General features: G+C 70.5%; 13 protein-coding genes and 1 riboswitch. Of the genes, 9 read left to right on the top strand and 4 right to left on the bottom strand.

Translation table 11 applies throughout. The features are described from left to right. Nucleotides 1–17: 17 nt before the first annotated feature. Nucleotides 18–149: riboswitch (SAM riboswitch) on the bottom strand. A 101-nt stretch (nt 150–250) separates the two neighbouring features. After that, the gene (locus AC0VXQ_RS02435) at nt 251–4,168 is read left to right on the top strand and encodes a DEAD/DEAH box helicase (RefSeq protein ID WP_224799917.1); all 3,918 of its coding nucleotides are present in this window, start codon (nt 251–253) and stop codon (nt 4,166–4,168) included. Between the two features lie 153 nt (nt 4,169–4,321). On the opposite strand, the gene AC0VXQ_RS02430 is transcribed toward AC0VXQ_RS02435, so the two are convergent. Then, a complete protein-coding gene (locus AC0VXQ_RS02430) occupies nt 4,322–5,281 on the bottom strand; it encodes a hypothetical protein (RefSeq protein WP_061225803.1) in 960 nt (319 codons plus the stop codon). A 565-nt stretch (nt 5,282–5,846) separates the two neighbouring features. On the opposite strand from AC0VXQ_RS02430, the gene betT reads away from it, so the two are divergent. From betT to AC0VXQ_RS02415, 3 genes are all read left to right on the top strand, one after another. Further along, entirely contained in the window at nt 5,847–8,117 is a 2,271-nt protein-coding gene (gene betT / locus AC0VXQ_RS02425; RefSeq protein ID WP_081047748.1) for a choline BCCT transporter BetT, read from the top strand. Between the two features lie 72 nt (nt 8,118–8,189). Next, nucleotides 8,190–9,665 (top strand): aldehyde dehydrogenase family protein, encoded by a 1,476-nt coding sequence (locus tag AC0VXQ_RS02420; protein ID WP_244884134.1) that lies wholly within the window; start codon nt 8,190–8,192, stop codon nt 9,663–9,665. 124 nt (nt 9,666–9,789) lie between these two features. Then, nucleotides 9,790–11,382, top strand: coding sequence for a GMC family oxidoreductase (locus AC0VXQ_RS02415; RefSeq protein ID WP_058731406.1), 1,593 nt, complete (start codon nt 9,790–9,792; stop codon nt 11,380–11,382). Nucleotides 11,383–11,499: 117 nt separating this feature from the next. Here AC0VXQ_RS02415 and AC0VXQ_RS02410 read toward each other — a convergent pair whose 3' ends face one another. Further along, nucleotides 11,500–12,912: an MFS transporter gene (locus AC0VXQ_RS02410; RefSeq protein ID WP_279752040.1), complete on the bottom strand. Its 1,413-nt coding sequence runs from the start codon at nt 12,910–12,912 to the stop codon at nt 11,500–11,502. Between the two features lie 113 nt (nt 12,913–13,025). Here AC0VXQ_RS02410 and AC0VXQ_RS02405 point away from each other — a divergent pair, with 113 nt between their 5' ends. The 5 genes from AC0VXQ_RS02405 to AC0VXQ_RS02385 all read left to right on the top strand — a co-directional run bounded on the left by AC0VXQ_RS02405 (nt 13,026) and on the right by AC0VXQ_RS02385 (nt 18,748). Next, nucleotides 13,026–13,859 carry an aldo/keto reductase gene (locus tag AC0VXQ_RS02405; protein WP_279752042.1) on the top strand — a complete coding sequence of 278 codons (834 nt, stop codon included), beginning with the start codon at nt 13,026–13,028 and terminating at the stop codon, nt 13,857–13,859. Nucleotides 13,860–13,988: 129 nt separating this feature from the next. Next, the gene (locus tag AC0VXQ_RS02400) at nt 13,989–15,422 is read left to right on the top strand and encodes a TY-Chap domain-containing protein (RefSeq protein WP_055684273.1); all 1,434 of its coding nucleotides are present in this window, start codon (nt 13,989–13,991) and stop codon (nt 15,420–15,422) included. Between the two features lie 4 nt (nt 15,423–15,426). Beyond that, nucleotides 15,427–16,668, top strand: coding sequence for an MFS transporter (locus AC0VXQ_RS02395; RefSeq protein WP_242650362.1), 1,242 nt, complete (start codon nt 15,427–15,429; stop codon nt 16,666–16,668). A gap of 299 nt (nt 16,669–16,967) precedes the next feature. After that, nucleotides 16,968–18,176: a VIT1/CCC1 transporter family protein gene (locus tag AC0VXQ_RS02390; protein WP_081046054.1), complete on the top strand. Its 1,209-nt coding sequence runs from the start codon at nt 16,968–16,970 to the stop codon at nt 18,174–18,176. Between the two features lie 92 nt (nt 18,177–18,268). Beyond that, a complete protein-coding gene (locus AC0VXQ_RS02385) occupies nt 18,269–18,748 on the top strand; it encodes a hypothetical protein (RefSeq protein ID WP_133143341.1) in 480 nt (159 codons plus the stop codon). Nucleotides 18,749–19,331: 583 nt separating this feature from the next. On the opposite strand, the gene sucD is transcribed toward AC0VXQ_RS02385, so the two are convergent. Then, nucleotides 19,332–20,249, bottom strand: a complete 918-nt coding sequence (sucD, locus tag AC0VXQ_RS02380) for a succinate--CoA ligase subunit alpha (RefSeq protein ID WP_055684271.1) — start codon at nt 20,247–20,249, stop codon at nt 19,332–19,334. Nucleotides 20,250–20,288: 39 nt separating this feature from the next. Then, nucleotides 20,289–21,455 (bottom strand): ADP-forming succinate--CoA ligase subunit beta, encoded by a 1,167-nt coding sequence (sucC, locus tag AC0VXQ_RS02375; RefSeq protein ID WP_058731405.1) that lies wholly within the window; start codon nt 21,453–21,455, stop codon nt 20,289–20,291. Nucleotides 21,456–21,605: the final 150 nt, after the last annotated feature.

Below are 21,605 nucleotides of genomic sequence, written 5' to 3'. Positions count from 1 at the left end.
GCGGAGAGCGCATCCTTTCGGTGCTCTTGCCCGTACCGGTCAACATGCCGCCGTGGCGGCGAATACGGGCCGCTTCGTCATCCGAGCCACCCTTGAACATGGGGTTGGCGCTCAACCGAGTCGGAGCTTGGCAGTTGAGTCTCTTGAAGCTGGCACCAGCATAACCCGCCCGGGCGGGCCTGCCAAGACCCTTCTTCACGCCTCTTCCCGGTCCCGTCGGCCGCGCCGAGCGCCGACTAGATTGGATCCCATGCCCTCCTACCCCGCCGAGCAGATCCCGGTGACCGTGGCGCAGATCCTGCACGCCGTCGGCCACAACGCCTTCGCGCGGGGCGAGCGCTACTACCGGGCGGGCCAGGTGCTCCAGGCCCACTACGACGCCGCGGAGCTGACCTTCACCAGCCGGGTCGCCGGGGGCTCCACCCGGCCCTATTCCCAGTCGGTGGTCTTCCCCCGCACCCGCGTCCCGCATGCCGCGCCGTTCCAGTCCTTCTGCTCCTGCCCGGTGCGCACCGGCTGCAAGCACGTGGTCGCGGCCCTGCTGGGCTGGTTCCACGAGGGCGGCTGGGCCGAGCCCGCGGAGAACCTCCCCGTGCGCTCGACGGCCGGCACCGAGACGGAGCATTTCGCGGCAACCGGTTCCGCGGCGGCCCGTTCATCGGCGACCGACGCCGGCTCGGCGCCCGGCCTCCCCGGCCCCGACGCCTCCGGCTCGGCCTCCGCGCGGCGGGACTCGCAGGCGGGGTCCGGGGCCGAGGATCGGGCCGCGACCATCCAGCGGCTGCGCGCGGCCATCGGCGGCATCGACGGCGGCACCGGGGCCCCGGCCGCGTCGCCCGCCGTATCGCCTGCCCCGGCATCGGCATCATCATCGAATGGCGGCGCACCCGGCGCCGCCCGGGGCGGCGACGACGTCGTCGAGACGCAGGACCCGGGCGCGGGCCCCTTCGCGGCGCGCGCGGACGCCCCGCAGGTGCGCGATTCCTGGCGCCGCCACGTCGCCCGCGCGCTGCAGTCCCAGAGCATGGACCTGCGGTCGCGCGTGACCCGCTCCCCCGGCGCCCTGGACCTGCACCTGGAGGTCCCGACCCGCTACGGCCTGGGTCGAGGCGATGCCGCGACCCCCGCGCCGATCCGGCTCAGCGCCCGGCCGCTGATGCTGGGCACCCGCGGCCGGTGGATCAAGGGCGGGCTGACCTGGTCCCAGTTCACCGGCCCCCCGGGCGGCACGCAGCTGCTCAGCGAGCACGAGGCCTGGTTTCGGGAGCTGGGCGCCGTGCTCTCCCCGGATCAGAACCCCTACGCCTCCACCCACGACACCATGCAGCTGGACCCGGTGGCCTCCCCGCTGCTGTGGGACCTGCTGGACCGGGCCGCGGACCTCGGCATCGCCATCGTGGTGGACGGGCGTGCCGTCTCGGTAGGCCTGGCCCCGGAGGCCCGGCTCGGACTGCACGTGGCCGACGCCGAGGACGGCGCCCTGCGGCTGATCCCCGCCCTGCTGGTGCCCCGCTCCCCGGAGGAGGCGGAGGACGACGCCGCCCCGGAGGCCTGGCGGGTGCCGACCGACGGACTGTTCCCCCTGGGCCCGGCCCACCGGCCCCAGGCCTACGTGGCCCTGGGCGGGGCGCTGCACCGCGCCTACGAGCAGGAGGCCCGCCGCTCCGGGGCGTGGTCCGCGATCCGCCCGTCCCCGCTGCCGCAGCTGGCCGCGCAGGTCCCGCAAGAGCAGTGGGTCGTGGAGGAGACGGAGCTGCTGTTCCTCCCGCTGGCAGCACCCCCGACCCCGCTGGCCACCTCCCTGAGCGCCTCCGGTCCCATGACGGTGCCGCGCGAGGAGGTCCTGGACTTCGCGGAGGGCTTCTACCCGCAGCTGGCCCGGCGCCTGCCGGTGGCCGCGGACCCGGAGGTCGCCGAGTCCCTGCCGCAGGTGCTCGAGCCGCGCCTGGTGCTGAGCGTGCGCTTCGAGGAGGATCCGCACGCCCAGCCCACCCCGGAGCAGGGCGCGGCGCGCACCGCGGATCCGCGCGCCTCGGAGAGGATCGCCCCGGCCCGATACGACTGGCACTGGTCCTACCCGCAGGCGCCCGTCCAGTGGGAGGGGCAGAAGGTGGCCCGCACCCGGGTGCCGGTCGCGGTGGCCAGCCCGGACCCGCATCGGGAGCTGCGGGATGCGGAGACGGAGCAGGACGTGCTCACCCGGCTGCGTCGGGCGCTGCCCGAGACCCCGCTGGAGGCCGGGCGCACCAGCGGCTGGCAGACCCGGGATCTGGTCCAGCGGATCATCCCGGCCGCCCGCGACCTGGACGGGGTGGACGTGGAGCTCACCGGGGAGGTGCCGCAGTTCCGGGCTCTGGACGAGGACCCGACGATCACGGTCTCCGTGGAGTCCACCGGGGATCGCGACTGGTTCGGCCTGGGCGTGACCATCCGGGCCGGGCAGTGGTACGTGCCCTTCGCCGACGTCTTCCGCGCCCTGGACGCCGGGCAGAAGCACCTGATGCTCGGGGACGGCAGCTACTTCCGGCTGGACCGGCCCGAATTCCTGCGGCTGCGGGAGCTGATCGGGGAGGCCCGGCAGATGGCGGACCCGGAGACGCCGCTGCGCATCTCCCGGCACCAGGCGGGGCTGTGGGAGGACCTGGAGGAGCTCGCCGCGGACACCGAGGTGACCCGGACCTGGCGGGAATCCGTGGAGGCCCTGCTGCGTCTGGAGGAGATCCCTGCGCAGCCGCTGCCGCGGGGCCTGCGCGCCCGGCTGCGCCCGTACCAGGAGGAGGGCTACCGGTGGCTGAGCTTCCTGCGCGAGCACGGCCTCGGCGGGATCCTCGCCGATGACATGGGCCTGGGCAAGACGGTCCAGACCCTCGCGATGATCTGCCGCGCCTTCGAGCTGCACGACGCCGCGGCGGCGGAAGGCGGGGCGCGGCCGCGCTTCCTCGTCGTCGCCCCGACCTCTGTGGCCCCCAACTGGGCCCGGGAGATCGAGCGCTTCGCCCCGCACCTGAGCTGCGCGGTGCTCACCTCCTCCAGCGCCAAGGCCAAGAGCTCGGTGCCGGAGCGGGCCGCCGGGGCCGACGTCGTCGTGACCTCCTATGCGCTGCTGCGCCTGGACGCGGAGGAGTACGCGGACCTGGGGCTGAGCGGACTGGTGCTGGACGAGGCCCAGTTCCTGAAGAACCCGCGGACCAAGGCCCACCGGATCGCCAGGGATCTGCCGGTGCCGTTCAAGCTGGTGGTCACGGGCACGCCGATGGAGAACGACCTCATGGAGCTGTGGGCGATGTTCTCGATCGTCGCCCCGGGGCTGTTCCCCTCCGCCCGGGACTTCCGGGACATGTACGCCAAGCCGATCTCCTCCGGGGAGGACCTGCAGGCGCTGCCGCGGCTGCGGCGCCGGATCCGCCCGCTGATGCTGCGCCGCTCCAAGGAGCTGGTGGCCGCGGATCTGCCGGAGAAGCAGGAGCACCGGGTGGACATCGCCCTGACCCCGGAGCACCGTCGGATCTACGAGACCCGGCTGCAGCGGGAGCGGCAGAAGATCCTGGGGCTGCTGCAGGACATGGACCGGAACCGGTTCACGATCTTCCAGTCCCTGACCATGCTGCGCCGCCTGGCCCTGTCCGCCTCCCTGGTGGATGAGGCGCACGCGGGGGTCGAGTCCGCCAAGCTGACGTGGCTGACGGAGCAGCTGCCGGAGATCATCGCCGATGGGCACCGGGCCCTGGTGTTCAGCCAGTTCACGACCTTCCTGCACCAGATCGCCGAGGCCCTGGAGGCGGCGGGGATCGGGCACGTGTACCTGGACGGGTCCACCCGGGATCGGGCGGCGGTGCTGCGGGCCTTCGAGGAGGGCGAGGCCCCGGTGTTCCTCATCAGCCTGAAGGCCGGTGGCTTCGGGCTGAACCTCACGGAGGCGGACTACTGCTTCCTGATGGACCCCTGGTGGAATCCGGCGGCGGAGGCTCAGGCGGTGGACCGGGCGCACCGGATCGGGCAGCGGCGTCGGGTCATGGTGTACCGGCTGGTCTCCGAGGGGACGATCGAGGAGAAGGTCATGGACCTGAAGGACTCCAAGGCCGCCCTGTTCGACGCCGTGATGGACGACGGCGAGCTGTTCTCCCGCTCCCTGCGCGCCGAGGAGATCCGCGAGCTGCTCGGCGGCTGAGCCGGCGCGGGCGGCTTCCGTTCGCCCCCACCCCGCACCGTGGGGCCGGCTTCCGGTGCGAGTTTCGTTCCGAGATGCGCCATTCGTGCTGAGATGCTGCACGGCGGGGCGCATCTCAGCACGAACAGCGCATCTCAACACGAAACCCGCACCTCACAGACCGGCCAGCATCGGCGGCGGGAACACGGGGACCCCGAGCTGGCGGGCGCGCTGCTCGAGGGCCTGCACCAGGCGCATCTCCAGTTGCTCCGGGTGCCCGACCACGTCCGCCCAGTTCGCGCGCAGGATCACCCAGCCGGCTTCCTCGATGGCCAGCTGACGCTGCCGCTCCTGATAGATCGCCTCTCCGGCGTCGCCATCACGGAAGTACTTGGTCTTGCCATCCAGCTCCAACCCGAAGCGCAGGTGCGGCCAGCCGAAGTCCAAGTACTTCCGGCCCCGATGCGTCCGCACGAGGACCTGCGGCTGCGGCATCGGCACGGCCATGCGCTGCAGGCGGATCCGGCCGAGGCTCTCCAAGACGGACTCGGAGCGCGCGTCGGCGAAGGCGAAGACGCGTCGGGCCGTGACCGAGCCGCGTCGGCGGGGGCCCTCGTCGAGCAGGCTGAGCACATCCCGGCGGGAGACGTCGCCCTTCAGGATCTGGTCGGCGATGACGACGGCGTCGTCGAAGGGCAGGCCGGTCGCGCAGTCCAGGAGGGTGCGCTCGGCGTCGGTGACCGGGAGGCGCAGCTCGAGGAGGCGGCGATGTTCGAGGATCCCCGGCGCCCGGTGGACCCGCACCCGGGGGTCCGCGCAGGCGATCCGCTGCTCGGCGCTGATGTGGACGGCGTCCGGCAGGTGGAGCAGGGAGAGGTCGCGGAACAGGGCGGCCGAGGTGTGCGAGAAGACGAACGGCGTCCTCGCCCGCGCCAGGTACGCCAGGTGCACGCCGAGGCACTTCTGCCGTTCGGTGAGTTCCTCCCACCGGCGGCGCTGGATGTAGCAGCCGCGCAGAACGCGCGTCCATTCGCTGCCGCCACCCCGGCTGGGACGCGGGTCGGGATGGCCGAGCCGACGCACCTGCTCGGGGGTCAGCAGCTCGCGGTGGTGGAGGTCTGGGACGGTGTTCACGGGTTCAGCTTGCCGTTCCAGCTCGCCACGGGTTCAGCTTGCCGTTCCAGCTCGCCGACGACGCCGCCCGTCCGCGCTTCCCGGCCCCTTTTCGAGGACAGTCCCCCACATCCACTCGCCTCATCCACAGATCCGGAAACCTCCTCGCACCCGACGCCGCCCGCGCGCCCTCCCCTGCACCCGAGGCCCCTCGCCGATCACCGCCCACACCGGACCCGCACCCGCTGAGATACCGGGTTTGTGCTGAGATACCAGGTTCGTGCTGAGATGCTGCACGACGTGCCGCACCTCAGCACCAACCCCACACCTCAACACGAAAGCCGCACCTCAGCACCCAACGGTTGCACCTCAGCGGCACAGCACCCCCGCCCATCGTCGGGTGGGGTGGGCGGATCGGGGCGGATGGGTTAGCCTGGATCATCGATCGATGATCAGCGTGCTGATGGACTGAGGCGCTGGTCATCTGCGCTGTCCGGGGCGGATCCCGCGCCGCTCGACCCGCCCCGGCCCTGCCCGCACCGCCACCGGCCGGTGCGCACCCCCTCGCTCCCGACCCCAGGAACCCATGGCCTCCTCCGACGGAACCTCCGAGCACACATCCCGCGACGACGCCGCCGCACCCAACACCGGCGCCACCAGAACCACCCCCGCCGAACCACCCACCATCACCGACAGCGTGCCGCACCAGCACGCGCCCGCCCGGGTGAACTGGCGAGTCTTCGGCGGGGCCGCCATCGGCGTGCTGATCATCTCCATCTGGGGTCTGGCCGATCCGGAGTCGATGGGTGAGGTGATCGGCGCCGTCGTCGGGTGGGTCTCCCGGCACTTCGGCTGGTTCTACATCCTCACCGGCACCGTGGTCCTGGCGTTCATCGCGATCGTCGCGTTCTCCAAGCAGGGCTCGGTGCGCCTGGGCCCGGACCATTCCCGCCCGCAGTTCTCCCTGTTCTCGTGGGCGGCCATGCTCTTCGCCGCCGGCATCGGGGCGGACCTGATGTTCTACTCCGTGCTGGAGCCGGTCACCCAGTACTACACGCAACCCTCCGGCGGCACCGAGTCCGCAGAGGCCGCCCGGCAGGCGGTCGTGTGGACCCTGTTCCACTACGGACTGACCGGCTGGGGCATGTACTCCCTGATGGGCATGGCCTTCGGCTACTTCGCGTACCGGTTCAACCTGCCGCTGTCCATCCGCTCGGCCCTGTACCCGATCATCGGCAAGCGGATCAAGGGCGCGGCCGGCGACGCCGTGGACATCTCGGCGCTGCTGGGCACGATCTTCGGGGTGGCCACCTCGCTGGGCATCGGCGTCGTGCAGATCAACTACGGGCTGCAGTTCCTGTTCGGGGTGCCCAACTCCGTGGGGGTCCAGGCCGGGCTGATCGCGGTCTCCGTGGTCCTGGCGATCGCCTCGGCGGTGTCCGGGGTGGACAAGGGCATCCGGCGGCTGTCCGAGCTGAACATCTTCCTCGCCGTCGCGCTGATGCTGTACGTGCTGTTCCTCGGGGACACGGACTTCCTGCTCAACGCGCTGGTCATGAACGTGGGCGACTACCTCTCCCAGTTCCCAGGGATGACCATGGACACGATGGCCTATGACCACCCCGAGGAGTGGATGAACTCCTGGACCCTGTTCTTCTGGGCCTGGTGGGTCGCGTGGTCCCCGTTCGTGGGGCTGTTCCTGGCGCGGATCTCCCGCGGGCGCACCATCCGCCAGTTCGTGGTGGGCACCATGACCATCCCGTTCGTGTTCATCCTGACCTGGATCTCCATCTTCGGGAACTCGGCCCTGGGGATCATCGACCAGGACGGGGACACCGACTTCGGCCAGACCCTGATGGGCACCCCGGAGCGGGCCTTCTACGATCTGCTGGCCCAGTACCCGGGGGCCACCGCAGCGGCGGCCGTGGCGACCTTCACCGGGCTGCTGTTCTACGTGACCAGCGCGGACTCCGGGGCCCTGGTGATGTCCAACTTCGCCTCGACCATCGAGGACCCGACGAAGGACGGGCCCAAGTGGATGCGCATCTTCTGGGCGATCGCCACCGGTCTGCTGACCCTGGCGATGATGGTGGTCGGCGGGATCCCGACCCTGCAGTCGGCGACGATCGTGTTCGGCCTGCCCTTCGCGATCGTGATGTACCTGGTGATGTACGGGCTGTGGAAGGCGCTGCGGGTGGAGCGGGCCGCGATGGACTCCCAGGAGGCCGCCCGGGCGGGGGTGCGCGCCGCCAACCGTGCCGCCGCGATCCAGCCGACCGAGCACACCCGGAACTGGCGCCAGCGCCTGGTCCGCTCGGTGTCCTACCCGGGCCAGGCCGCGACCCGCCGCTACCTCTCCCAGACGGCGGAGCCCGCGCTGGAGGAGGTCTGCCAGGCGCTGCGCGAGGAGCACGTGCAGGCCGCGGTGGAGCACGGGCACGATCCCGTCACGGATCTGCCGTATGTGAGCCTGGTGGAGCACCTGGACGGGGAGCGGGACTTCCTGTACCAGATCTACCCGGTGGCCTGCCCGACGCCGTCGTACCTGCTGGTCTCGCCGCAGTCGGAGGACTCCTACTACCGGCTGGAGCCGTTCTCCCAGACCGGTTCGCGCGGATACGACGTGTACGGCTTCACGAAGGAGCAGCTGATCCACGACGTGCTGGACAACCATGAGCGGCACCTGGAGTTCATCCGCCTGTCCACCCCCACCCAGGACGACGCCGGGGCCACCGTGATCACCGGCGCCCCCACCGGCGCCATGGACTGGACCGTGGACTTCCAGGACCCGGAGGAGGACTCCTCTGCCGGTGACCCCAACCACACCCCGGAAGAATCCGACCGCACCGCGCGTTGACACCACCGGAGCATGACTGTGACCGGATTCGAGCAGGCGCCGCGTCGCACCGGCGTCGAGGAAGGACTGAGTGTGAGCAGCACGCTGTACATCGACGGAGCCTGGGTCCCGGCTGAGGACGGCGGGACCCGCACCATCACCTGCCCCGCGGACGGCACCGAGGTCGGCGTCGTCGCGGAGGCCACCGCAAAGGACACCGAGAAGGCGATCGCCGCGGCGCGGCGGGCCTTCGACGAGAACGCCTGGGACGTGAGCGCCCCGGAGCGCGGGGACTTCCTGCTGGCCGTGGCCGCGCAGCTGCGCGAGCGCAAGGACGAGTTCGCCCGCGCCGAGTCCCTGGACACCGGCAAGCGCCTGGTGGAGTCCGGCTACGACATGGACGACATCGCCGCCTGCTTCCAGTACTTCGGGAAGATCGCCGGGCAGGACGCCGGGCGCGTGGTCGACGCCGGGGACCCGTCCGTGGCCTCCAAGGTGGTGCACGAGCCGGTGGGCGTGTGCGGGATGATCACCCCGTGGAACTACCCGCTGCTGCAGGTGGCCTGGAAGGTGGCCCCGGCGCTGGCCGCGGGCAACACCTTCGTGCTCAAGCCCGCGGAGCTGACCCCGCACACCGCGATCCTGCTGATGGATGTGCTGGACAAGCTGGGGCTGCCGGCCGGGGTGGCCAACCTGGTGCTGGGCGCCGGGGCCGAGGCCGGGGCGCCGCTGTCCACCCACCCGGACGTGGACCTGGTCTCCTTCACCGGCGGCCTGGTCACCGGCCGGAAGATCGCCGAGTCCGCGGCGGCCACCGTGAAGAAGGTGGCCCTGGAGCTGGGCGGGAAGAACCCCAACGTGATCTTCGCCGACGCGGACTTCGACGCCGCGGTGGACAACGCCCTGAACGGCGCGTTCGTGCACTCCGGGCAGGTCTGCTCGGCCGGCGCGCGCATCGTCGTCGAGGAGTCCATCGCCCAGCGGTTCACGGACGAGCTGGTGCGCCGGGCGAAGGACATCCGCCTGGGCGGTCCCTTCGACGACGACGCCGAGACCGGCGCCCTGATCTCCGAGGCGCACCTGCAGAAGGTCACCGCCTACGTGGACAAGGCCCGCGAGGAGGGCGCGAGCATCCTGTGCGGCGGAAAGCGCGCCACCGAGGGTGAGCTGTCGAAGGGCTGGTTCTACGAGCCCACCGTGATCGCGGACGTGGCCCGCGGGTCCAACGCGGTGACCGAGGAGGCCTTCGGGCCGGTGGTCACCGTGGAGACCTTCCGGGATGAGGCCGAGGCGGTGGCCATCGCCAATGACACGATCTACGGCCTGGCCGGGGCCGTGTGGACCTCCGACGCCGGGAAGGCCGAGCGGGTCGCGGCCAAGCTGCGCCACGGCACCATCTGGATCAACGACTTCCACCCGTACCTGCCGCAGGCCGAGTGGGGCGGCATGAAGCAGTCCGGCATCGGCCGCGAGCTGGGCCTGGCGGGTCTGGGCGAGTATGTGGAGACCAAGCACATCTACCAGAACACCGCCCCGGCCGTGACCGGCTGGTTCCAGGACCGGAAGTAACCCCACGGCGGCGGGTGCGCCCCGCCACGAGGAGAGGCGCACCCGCGAGCCGGCATCGAGATCAGAGAGGCGGCGAGCGCACCGAGCGGCTCCCCCACCGACCCCCCCAACCACAGGAGGATCCATGGCTGAAGAGCAGGTTTTCGACTACATCATCGTCGGCGGAGGTTCGTCCGGCGCGGCCGCGGCGGCCCGGCTGTCGGAGAAGAACCCGCAGGCGCAGGTCGCGCTGATCGAGGCGGGCCCGGATGACGCCGGGATCGACGAGGTCCTGCAGCTGAACCGCTGGATGGAGCTGCTGGAGTCCGGCTACGACTGGGACTACCCGGTGGAGGAGCAGGAGCACGGCAACTCCTTCATGCGCATGGCCCGGGCGAAGGTCATGGGCGGGTGCTCCTCGCACAACTCCTGTATCGCCTTCTGGGCCCCGGCCGAGGATCTGGATGACTGGGAGCGCCGCTTCGGCGCGACCGGCTGGAACGCGGAGACCGGTTTCCGCCTGTTCCGCCAGCTGGAGACCAATGAGGACGCCGGCACCGAGGGTGGGGAGCACCACGGCGATTCCGGTCCGGTGCACCTGATGAACGTCCCGGCTTCGGATCCGTGCGGGGTCGCGGTGCTGGACGCCTGCGAGCAGGCCGGCATCCCCCGGGGACGGTTCAACTCCGGGAAGACCGTGACCAACGGGGCGAGCTTCTTCCAGATCAACCGGCAGGCCGACGGCACCCGCGCCTCCTCGTCGGTGTCCTACATCCACCCGATCCGGGACCGGGAGAACTTCCACCTGATCACGGACACCCAGGTCAAGCGGGTCCTGTTCGATGAGGACAAGCGCGCCGTGGGCGTGGAGGTGGTGGACAACGCGTTCGCGGTGGCCAAGACCATCCGGGCGCGCAGGGAGGTCGTGCTCTCGGCGGGGGCGATCGACTCCCCGAAGCTGCTGATGCTCTCCGGGATCGGCCCGGCCGAGCACCTGCGCGAGGTGGGCGTGGACGTGCTGGTGGATTCCCCCGGCGTCGGCTCCCACCTGCAGGATCACCCGGAGGCGGTGATCCAGTGGGAGGCGAAGAAGCCGATGGTCCAGGATTCCACCCAGTGGTGGGAGCTCGGGATCTTCACGGAGCTGGACGTGCCCTTCGAGGATGAGTTCCCGGGTCGGCCGAACTTCATGATGCACTACGGCTCGGTGAACTTCGACATGCACACCCTGCGCCAGGGGTACCCGACGGCGGATAACGTGTTCTGCCTGACCCCGAACGTCCCGCACGCCCGCTCCCGCGGCACGGTGCGCCTGCGCTCCCTGGACTTCCGGGACAAGCCGAAGTTCGATCCGAAGTACTTCACCGACGATGAGGGCTACGACATGGCGATCATGGTCGCGGGCATCCGCAAGGCCCGCGAGATCGCCTCCCAGCCGGCCCTGGCCGAGTGGAAGGGCCGCGAACTGTTCCCGGGCGAGGACGTGCAGACGGATGAGGAGATCGCCGAGTACGTCGCGAAGACCCACAACACCGTGTACCACCCGGTGGGCACGGTGCGCATGGGCGCGGATGACGACGTCGACTCCCCGCTGGATGCCCGGCTGCGGGTCAAGGGAGTGTCCGGCCTGCGGGTCGCGGACGCCTCCGTGATGCCGGAGATCACTGCGGTGAACCCGAACATCACCTGCTTCATGATCGGCGAGCGCGCCGCGGAGCTGATCACCGAGGACGCCTGAGCCTCACCGCCCGTCGGCCCGACCCGACGCCCCATCGACGGCCCCGTCGCGCCCCGCGCGGCGGGGCCGTCGCCGTGTGGCAGCGCGGCGGGGCCGCCGTCGTGCGCAGCGCAGGCACTACTCCGGGCGCGTCGGCCCGGGCTCGGCCCCCGGGTCCGGGTCGGCCGGGGGCACTTGGGGGATCTCGGTGGTGTCGTGCCGGACGGGCGGCAGCGGCTCGACGGCGGGCAGGGCGGCGGTCAGCGCCGGGTCCGGGGCGCGGTAGGCCAGCAGCTGGGGGAAGCGCCTGCTCAGCCCGGCCACCCCGAGGCCGCAGGCCACCGCCCCACCCACCAGGGCCAGGCCGGGACCGGCCCACTGGCCGGCCGCGCCCATCACGCCGGAGCCCAGCCGCGGCCCGCCGTTGACGGTGACGATGAACAGACCCTGCAGGCGCCCGCGCATGGTGTCCGGGGCGGCCACCTGCAGGATCGTAGAGCGGTAGATGCTGCCCACGGAGTCCACGGCCCCGGCGACCATCAGGCCGATCAGGGCCAGGATCAGCCCGGTCCAGGCGGCCGCGGAGCCCCGTTCGGTCCCGGCCTGGACCCACCACATGGCCAGGCCCGCCCACAGCATCCCCGCGGTCCAGCCCGCGTAGGTCCAGGTCAGGGCCCGGCCCTGAGCCCGCACCCGCACGGCCCGCCCGGACAGCACGGTGCCCAGGAAGGCGCCCAGCGTCATGGTCCCGGACAGCAGCCCGGCCACGGCCTCGCTGCCGCCGACCACCACCAGCGCCATCGCGGGGAACAGGGCCTGCGGGAACAGGGTGATCATGGCGCACAGGTCCAGCATGAAGGTCATCGCGACCACGGGTGAGCTGCGCACGAAGCGCAGCCCCTCCACCACGGAGGACAGGCCCCGGGTGGGCTGCTCCTCCCCCTCCGCCTGCTGCGGGACCTGCGGGGGCAGCCGGTACAGGGCCCACAGCCCCACGGTGAAGGTGCCCACGTCCACCAGGTACGTCCAGCCGTAGCCGACGGCGGCGACCAGGAAGCCGCCGAGCATGGGGCCCAGGGTCAGGGCGACGGTGCTGGCGGACATGTTCAGGGCGTTGGCCGCCGGCAGCCTCTTCAGCCCGACGATGTTGGGGATGATGGCCCCGCGCGCGGCCTGGTTGATGGGGTGCAGCAGGGACTGCAGGGCGATCAGCCCGTAGAGCACGGCGATGCTGTCCAGGCGCAGGAACGCCTGCGCGGCGATGAGCCCGGTGAGCACCCACAGGCCCAGCGACGCGGCCAGGGCCACGCGGCGTCGGTCCCGGGTGTCGGCCAGGACCCCGCCCCACAGCCCGCCGAAGATCAGCGGGAGCACGGAGACCAGGCCCACAGCGCCCACGGCGAAGGTGGAGCCGGTGATGCGGAAGATCTGCAGGGACACGGCCATCGCGGAGACCTGGAAGCCCAGCACGGAGAAGGCGGTGCCCAGCCACAGCCGCCGGAAATCCGGGTGCTGGCGCAGGGGCGTGAGGTCCATCATGAGGCGGGGCACACGGGAAAGCCTAGCCGAGGGCTGAATCCGGGACCCGCGGGTACCGTGCGCCCCGGGGCCGGGGGCATGCTGGAGGGGTACGACGTCAACGGTTCGAAAGGCAGGGAATCCCCATGACGGAAGCACCTCTCATCTCCCTGAACGACGGCAACGCCATCCCCCAGCTGGGTTACGGCGTGTGGCAGGTCGAGGACGAGACCGCGGAGAAGGCGGTCCAGCTGGCCCTGGAGGCCGGGTTCCGCCACATCGACACCGCGAAGATCTACGGCAACGAGGAGGGCGTGGGCCGCGGCCTGAAGGCCTCGGACGTGGATGCGCAGGACGTGTGGGTGACCACCAAGCTGTGGAATGACGACCAGGGCTACGACAAGGCCCTGCAGGCCTACGAGGCCTCCGCCAAGCGCCTGGATCTGGGCAAGCCGGTGGACCTGTACCTGATCCACTGGGCCCAGCCGCAGCAGGGCACCTACCTGGAGTCCTGGAAGGCGCTGATCGAGCTGCAGAAGCAGGGCAAGGTCCGCTCCATCGGCGTGTCCAACTTCCCGGAGGAGCAGCTGCGCGAGATCGTGCGGGAGACCGGGGTGGCCCCGGCCGTGCACCAGATCGAGCTGCACCCGCACTTCAACCAGGAGAAGATGCGCGCGGTCGACGAGGAGCTGGGCATCCGCACCGAGGCCTGGTCCCCGCTGGGCCAGGGCGGCGAGGTCCTGAAGGAGAAGGTCATCACCGACATCGCCGAGAAGCACGGGGCCACCGCCGGGCAGGTCGTGATCGCCTGGCACCTGGCCCTGGGCAACATCGTGATCCCCAAGTCCGTGACCCCGGAGCGGATCACGGAGAACTACGGCGCCCTGGACGTGCGCCTGGACGACGAGGATGTGCAGGCCATCAACGGCCTGACCCGCGAGGACGGGCGTCTGGGCAACGATCCCGCGCAGGGGGTCTGAGCCCCCCTCCGACCGCATCCTGACCCCGGCGGTAACATCCGCCCCATCCCTTGGCCGCCCAGCATCGGCGAGCATACGCTCGAGACACCGACGCGGGGCGGTCTCGCGCATCACCGAAAGGCCTGCACTGTGGAGCATGACGACGCCGTGTACCGCGAGTTCCGCGCCCGCTACGGCCCGCTGCTGGAGCGTCTGAACGACGTCGAGTGGACCCGCCGGGAGGCCCGCTCCCGAATGCTCACGGTGCACCCGGAGATGGATCATGAGCTGCTGGATCGGGCGCTGGCGGAGATGAGCTGGCGCAGCGAGCTGCGGCGGGAGGATCCGCTGGGCGGGGTGGTGATCTCCTGTTCCCTGCTGCTGGCGGTCAATGATCTGTTCGACCTCGGGGAGGACCCGGAGTACGCCGTGACCCTGCTGGAGCGGGCGATCTTCCAGGAGATGTCCGCGTTCATGAACCTGCACGGGATCTCCGATGAGGCCGCGGCGCACATCCTGTCTCGGCTGGCGGCCAGCAACCGCTTCCTCGCCGAGTATCCGCGCACCACCCTCACCCAGGAGGAGTACCGGGGGTTCCTGCGGGACATCCCGGAGTATCTGCGGGAGCTGTCCGCGGCGAAGGACGGCCGCTGGCCGGTCTCGGATGCGCTGATCCGCGAGCGCATCGGTGAGGGCTCCTGGACGCGGGCGCTGCTGGCGGTGGGCATGTCCCCGGAGGAGCGCTACGCCGCGGACGGCACGGACCTGATCCCGGATTACACGGAGGCGCGCTTCCGCAGCGCGATGGCGGATTTCTTCACGTTCTGCATCCGCACGGATCGGATTCCGCACGCGCTGCTGTATGGGCGATGGGCGGCCAGCGGCTCCCGCTCGCGGGTGCCGCGGCCGAATCTGGCGACGGTGCGCCACCAGTTCGGCTCCTGGTCTCAGGCGATCGCGCACGGGCGGGAGCTGATCAACTCCAGCGATCCGGCTCAGGCGGATCCCCGGTACGAGGAGCACTGGGTGGGGCCGTGGACGCAGCCCACCCCGGTGGTCTCCCCCTCGGGAGGGCGTGCGGCGTGGAGTGTGAGCAGCTGGACGGATCGGGGCATCGGCGTCGTCGGGCATCTGCGCGCGGAGCCGGGTGAGACCTCCGAAGCGGACGCCGAGGCGGCGTGGGAGGAGCTGGTCGGGGAGATCGCCCAGGCGGTGCGGGATCTGCCGTGGAACCACTTCCTGACGGTGGAGTACGAGACGGGCAACAACCTGGACGAGGCGCCGTTCGCGCAGGCCTTCACGGGACCTGCGGGGGTGGAGGTGACACTGGTCTCGGAGCGGTTCCTGCCGGCGATCGTGTGGCCGATCGACGACGCGCATCTGCAGCGCACGGGGTGGACGGCCCCGGACGAGTCCCAGCCGCATTGGCGCCAGGGGCGCCTGGAGCCGGAGGCGGCGGCCCGGACCCTGGTGGATGGGCTGCGCCACGGGCGGGACTGCTCGGATCCGTACAGCTTCCGGTGGGGTTCGGGGGCGGTCTACGCTGAGGGTGAGCAGAGAGCCGAGACAGACCTCAGGAGATGATCGGGTGAGCTCCGCCCCGCTGACCGGACCCGTCCCGCGACCGGAGGGGCACCGTCGGGGTTCCCCGGAGTTCACGCGGATGCTGATCGCGATGTTCTGCGCGGGGCTCGCCACCTTCGCGCAGCTGTATTCGCCGCAGGCGGTGCTGCCGTCGATCGCCCGGGACTTGGGGGTGGATGCGGCGTCGGCGGCGCTGATGGTCTCGGCGGGCACCTTGGGGCTGGCCCTGTTCGCCCTGCCGTGGACGTACCTGGCGGATCGGTGGGGCAAGGTGCGCGCGATGGAGATCGCGGTGGTCTCGGCGACGGTGCTGGGGCTGGTGATCCCGTGGATCCCGCATTTCGGGTCGGTGCTGGTGCTGCGCCTGGCGCAGGGCGCGGCCCTGGCGGGGATGGCGGCCTTGGCGGTGTCCTACATCAGCGAGGAGACGCACGCGCTGCACGCCGGGGCCGCGACGGGTCTGTACGTGGCGGGGACCTCACTGGGCGGGTTGGCCGGCCGGCTGATCTCGGGGCCGATGGCGGAGGTGACGGGCAGCTGGCGGGTCGCGGTCATGACGGTGTCCGCGCTGGCGGGGGTCGCCGCGGTCGCGTTCATCGTGCTGGTGCCCCGGGCCCGCCGGTTCGTGGCGGTGCCGCCGAAGGGGGCGCTGCGGGAGACGGCCCATCGGATCGGGCTGCAGCTGCGCAATCCGGCGATGCTGAGCCTGTTCCTGCTGGCGTTCATCCTGATGGGCGCGTTCGTCACGGTGTACAACTACGTGGGCTTCACCCTGGAGGCCCCGCCGTATCTGCTGTCTCCGAGCGTGATCGCCCTGCTGTTCCTGGCGTACCTGTCCGGGACGTTCGCTTCGACGACGGCCGCGCGGTTCAGCGCCCGCTTCGGACGGCTGCACGTGGTGGGCGCGTGCGTGGCGGTGATGCTGGTGGGGATCGGGCTGACGCTGACGCGGCCGCTGTGGCTGATCGTGGTGGGGCTGGTGCTGCTGACCATGGGGTTCTTCGCGGCGCATTCGGTGGCCTCGGGGTGGGCCGGTCTGGAGGCCGGTGTGGCGAAGGCCCAGGGCACGGCCCTGTACAACGTCTTCTACTATGCGGGTTCCGCGCTGGTGGGCTGGGTCGGCGGGTTCTTCTATGCGGCCGGCGGGTGGCTGGCCACGGGCCTGTTCTGCGCGGGGCTGCTGGTGGTGGGTTCTGCGGTGGCCTGCCCGGTGCTGCATCGGACGCTGGTGCGCCGGGCGGGGTGAGCCGTTAGACTGGCTCATCGACGAAGGGGAGTAGTTCCCATCCGCCGCGGTGTCCGCGGCGGTGGCGGTGCGTCGACACACTGGATCCGGTGTTCAGGTCCCGGTGCCCCACCCGTCACCTCGTGCCGTGCGCGCGGGGTGCGGGCGAGCGAGACCTTCGTCCCACTGACCGATCCCGGCCCGTGCCGCACCCCCGCGGGGTGTGCCCGGGCCTCGTTCAGGGCCGTGTCCTCCCCCGCCGTCCGGTGCGTGTGCGCCGTCGTCCGGGGTCGTCGCCCGGCCCGGAAGGCGAGACCGCCATGGACCGCACCGATTCCCAGCAGCCCCTCCCCCACTCCGCGCAGGAGCCGACGCCGCTCCCCCATCCTGTCGGCGACCCCGCGGACCCTGCCGATCCGGCGAGGTACGCGCATCACGCGGTGGGCGAGCCGTCGAAGGCGCAGATCCGGCGGTGGCGGCGGTATCTGGCGGATGAGATCGCGGAGGCGAACCTGTACCGCGGCCTGGCCCGGCACGCCACGGGCCGGGAGGCGGAGATCCTGGAGCAGGTGGCCGAGGCGGAGGGCCGGCATCGGGAGCACTGGGTGCAGATGCTCGGTGAGCATGCCGAGCCGATGCCGCGTCCGTCGGTGGGTTCGGCGTTCCTGCAGTTCCTGGCCCGGCGCTTCGGCTCGGTGTTCGTGCTGGCGCTGGCGCAGCGGGCGGAGGGGCGTTCCCCGTATGCGGAGGACCCGGATGCCACGGATGCGATGGCCGCGGATGAGGCGGTCCATGAGGAGATCATCCGGGCGCTGGCCACGAATGGGAGGGAGAAGCTGTCCGGGAACTTCCGGGCGGCGGTGTTCGGTGCCAATGACGGCCTGGTCTCGAATGTCTCGCTGATCATGGGGATCGGCGCGTCGGGGGCGAGCTCGCAGATGGTGCTGTTCTCCGGGTTAGCGGGGCTGCTGGCGGGGGGCCTGTCCATGGGGGCCGGGGAGTTCGTGTCGGTGCGGTCTCAGCGGGAGCTGCTGGATGCTTCCCGTCCGACGCAGGTGACGCTGCGGGTGGCGGATGATCTGGACATCGACGAGAACGAGCTGGAGCTGATCTATCGGGCTCGGGGGATGTCCGAGGAGGCGGCCAGGCATCGGGCGCTGGAGCGGTTCGGACACTTCGACTGCGACTGCGATCCGTCCCTGTCCCATCGGGATGACGCGGAGGAGGAGTCCGCGGAGAATGTGGTGTTGGGCACGGATCTGGGTGCGGCGGCGTCGAGCTTCTGCTTCTTCGCCTCGGGTGCGGTGATCCCGATCCTGCCGTACCTGCTGGGGATGACGGGGGTGTGGGCGATGGTGTTGTCCCTGGTCCTGGTGGGGGTGGCCCTGCTGGGTACGGGTGGCGTGGTGGGTCTGCTGTCCGGGGCGTCCCCGGCGAAGCGGGGTCTGCGGCAGCTGGGGATCGGCTACGGTGCGGCGTTGGCCACGTATCTGCTGGGCCTGCTGTTCGGGACGACCGTTGGTGGGTAGCGGATCCCTTGCTATCCTGGGCCCTGCAGTGCCCGCATGACGGCGCCCGTCGTCCTCGCCGGGTGCCGCGGCGGCAGCCACACCCGTGACCCATGATGATCTACTCGTTTCCTTTGGGGGAATACGAGACCACCTCTGTCTCTCGCCGCCAGCTCGCCAAGGGCGCCGCCTGGTCCGTGCCCGTCGTGGCCGCCGCCTCCGCCGTCCCGGCCATGGCCGCCAGCCAGGACCAAGCACATGCCAGTGTCTGCAAGATCTTCACCGGAGACGGTTATCGGCCCCTCGCGGCTCAGCATGACGTTTACTTCACCTTTGGATCAGATGCCCCGGGTGGGTGCATCCCCAAGGGCACGGTATTCACCTTCGCATTCACCCTCTCTGGTGGACAGACAATGGAGGTTCCTCAGATGTACCCCACGTCCGGCCAGACCAGTGGGGGTCTCGCCAGCACTACCATCTCGCCCTCAAGCGGGACTTCAGCTACTGCATTCACCATGACCGTAACCTTTAATCGGGATGCGCCAGCGAGTGATCTGCAGAATACTATGAACTGTGAGATCGGTGTCAAGTGAACGACTGACTCTGAAATCGCTCCCAAGACCACCGTTACAGTGAATATGCGCTCGTCCGGTCAGCAGGTTAAGCCTGCATCGGGTTCTCTATCTTGGAAGGTTCCACAGCGAATGCCCGTTGCCACCAACGGGACGGGCCGCACACCTCTGATCTACCTCAGTAAGAGCGGATCCCAGACCTGCTACCCGGAGACACGCTTTACGCTCAACGGTTCCTCCACGCGCAGGGAATGCGCGGAGAGCGGGACGATCAACAGCACCTCTACCATCTACCCTGGTGGTCGGTGCGTTGCAGTCTCCAATATGGGGACGTCCGGCCAGTATAGTCACCCTCCGGTCTGCTGACTGGCATCTCTTTCAGCGGAAGGCCCCGCATCGCATCCCGCGGTGCGGGGCCTTCCGCTTTCCACCACCCAAACCGTCATCTACGTGGCTTGTCGGGCTCCCAGAACGCACGCCAGCGACGGTTCGGCGCGATCCACGGGCACGGAGAACGCCGAGCCGTCATCCACGTGGTCTCAGACGGGCTGAGAACCCACGCGGATGACGGCTCGGCGTCGTCGTGCTGGAGGGAGGCTCTCGCCTACTTGCCGGCGAAGATCTCCCGCATCAGCTCGGCGGCCTGGGACGGGGTCTTGCCGACCTTCACGCCCGCGGCCTCCAGGGCCTCCTTCTTGGCTTCCGCGGTGCCGGAGGAACCGGACACGATGGCGCCAGCGTGGCCCATGGTCTTGCCCTCCGGGGCGGTGAAGCCCGCGACGTAGCCGACCACCGGCTTGGTCACGTGCTCCTTGATGTACTCCGCGGCGCGCTCCTCCGCGTCCCCGCCGATCTCGCCGATCATCACGATCGCCTCGGTCTCCGGGTCCGCCTCGAAGGCCTCCAGGGCGTCGATGTGCGTGGTCCCGATGACCGGGTCCCCGCCGATGCCGATCGCGGTGGTGAACCCGATGTCCCGCAGCTCGAACATCATCTGGTAGGTCAGGGTGCCGGACTTGGAGACCAGCCCGATCTTCCCCTTGCCCGTGATGTTCGCCGGGGTGATGCCCACCAGGCACTCCTCCGGGGTGATGATCCCGGGGCAGTTCGGCCCGATGATGCGGGTCTTCGGCTTCCCGTCCGCCCCGGCGTTGGCCTTGGCGTGCGCCCAGAACTCCGCGGAATCCTGCACGGGGATGCCCTCGGTGATCACCACGACCAGCGGGACCTCGGCGTCGATCGCCTCGATCACGGCGTCCTTGGTGAAGGCCGGCGGCACGAACACGATCGAGACGTCCGCCCCGGTCTCGGCCACCGCCTCCTTGACGGTGCCGAACACGGGCAGCTCGACGTCGGCGCCGTCCTTGGTCTTGTGGGACACCGTGGTCCCGGCCTTGCGGGCGTTCACGCCGCCGACCACCTGTGTGCCGGCCGCCAGCATCCGCGCGGTGTGCTTGGTGCCCTCGCCGCCGGTGATGCCCTGAACGATGACCTTGGAGTCCTTGTTCACGAAGATAGACATGTTTTCCTTCTCGTTACCTGGAAGTGCTTCGGCGAGTGCTCAGGCCTGGTGGGCCAGCTCGGCGGCCTTGTCGGCGCCCTCGTCCATGGTCTTGGCCTGGGTGACCAGCGGGTGGTTCGCCTCATCCAGGATGCGGCGGCCCTCCTCCACGTTGTTCCCGTCCAGGCGCACCACCAGCGGCTTGGTCGCCTGATCGCCCAGGATCTCCAGGGCCTTCACGATGCCGTTGGCGACGGCGTCGCACGCGGTGATCCCGCCGAACACGTTCACGAACACGGACTTCACCTGGGCGTCGTTCAGGATCACGTCCAGGCCGTTGGCCATGACCTCCGCGGAGGCGCCGCCGCCGATGTCCAGGAAGTTCGCCGGCTTCACATCGCCGTGGTTCTCCCCGGCGTAGGCGACGACGTCCAGGGTGGACATGACCAGCCCGGCGCCGTTGCCGATGATGCCGACCTCCCCGTCCAGCTTGACGTAGTTGAGGTCGTTCTCCTTGGCCTTGGCCTCCAGCGGATCCGCGGCGGCCTTGTCCTCCAGAGCAGCGTGGTCCTCGTGGCGGAACTCGGCGTTGTCATCCAGGGAGACCTTGCCGTCCAGGGCCAGGATCTGACCGTCGCCGGTCTTCACCAGCGGGTTGACCTCCACCAGGGTCGCGTCCTCGGCGGCGTAGACCTCACCGAGCTTCACGATGACGGCGGCGACCTTCTCGCGCAGCTCCTCCGGGAACCCGGCGGTGGACACGATCTCCAGGGCCTTCTCCTGGGTGAGGCCTGCGGCCGGGTCCACCTCGACGCGGGCCAGCGCCTCGGGGCGCTCGGCGGCCAGCTGCTCGATCTCCATGCCGCCCTCCACGGAGCACATGGCCAGGTAGGTGCGGTTGGCCCGGTCCAGCAGCACGGAGAAGTAGTACTCCTCGGCGATGTCCGCGCCCTGGGCGATCATCACGCGCTTGACGGTGTGGCCCTTGATGTCCATCCCCAGGATCTGGGAGGCGTACTCGCGGGCCTCCTCCGGGGTCTTGGCGACCTTCACGCCGCCGGCCTTGCCGCGTCCGCCCACCTTGACCTGGGCCTTGACGACGGTGACGCCGCCGATCTTCTCGGCGGCGGCCTGAGCTTCTTCGGGAGTCTCGGCGACGATCCCCTGCAGCACGGGCACCCCGTGCTTCTCGAAGAGGTCGCGCGCCTGGTATTCGAACAGGTCCACGGGTCTGTGTCCTTCTTCCTCGAAGTCGTGCCGGGAACCGCGGAACCGGGCGCCCGGCTTGATCTGTCGTGGAGCTCTCGCGCCGGGCCCGCACGGATGCGGCGGGCGTCACGGGGCTCCCCACAGTGAGCCTATCCCACCCGACCGTGA

Source organism: Rothia sp. QJM3NY_36 (genome assembly GCF_056173115.1).
This window is presented reverse-complemented; position numbering and strand designations above follow the sequence as displayed.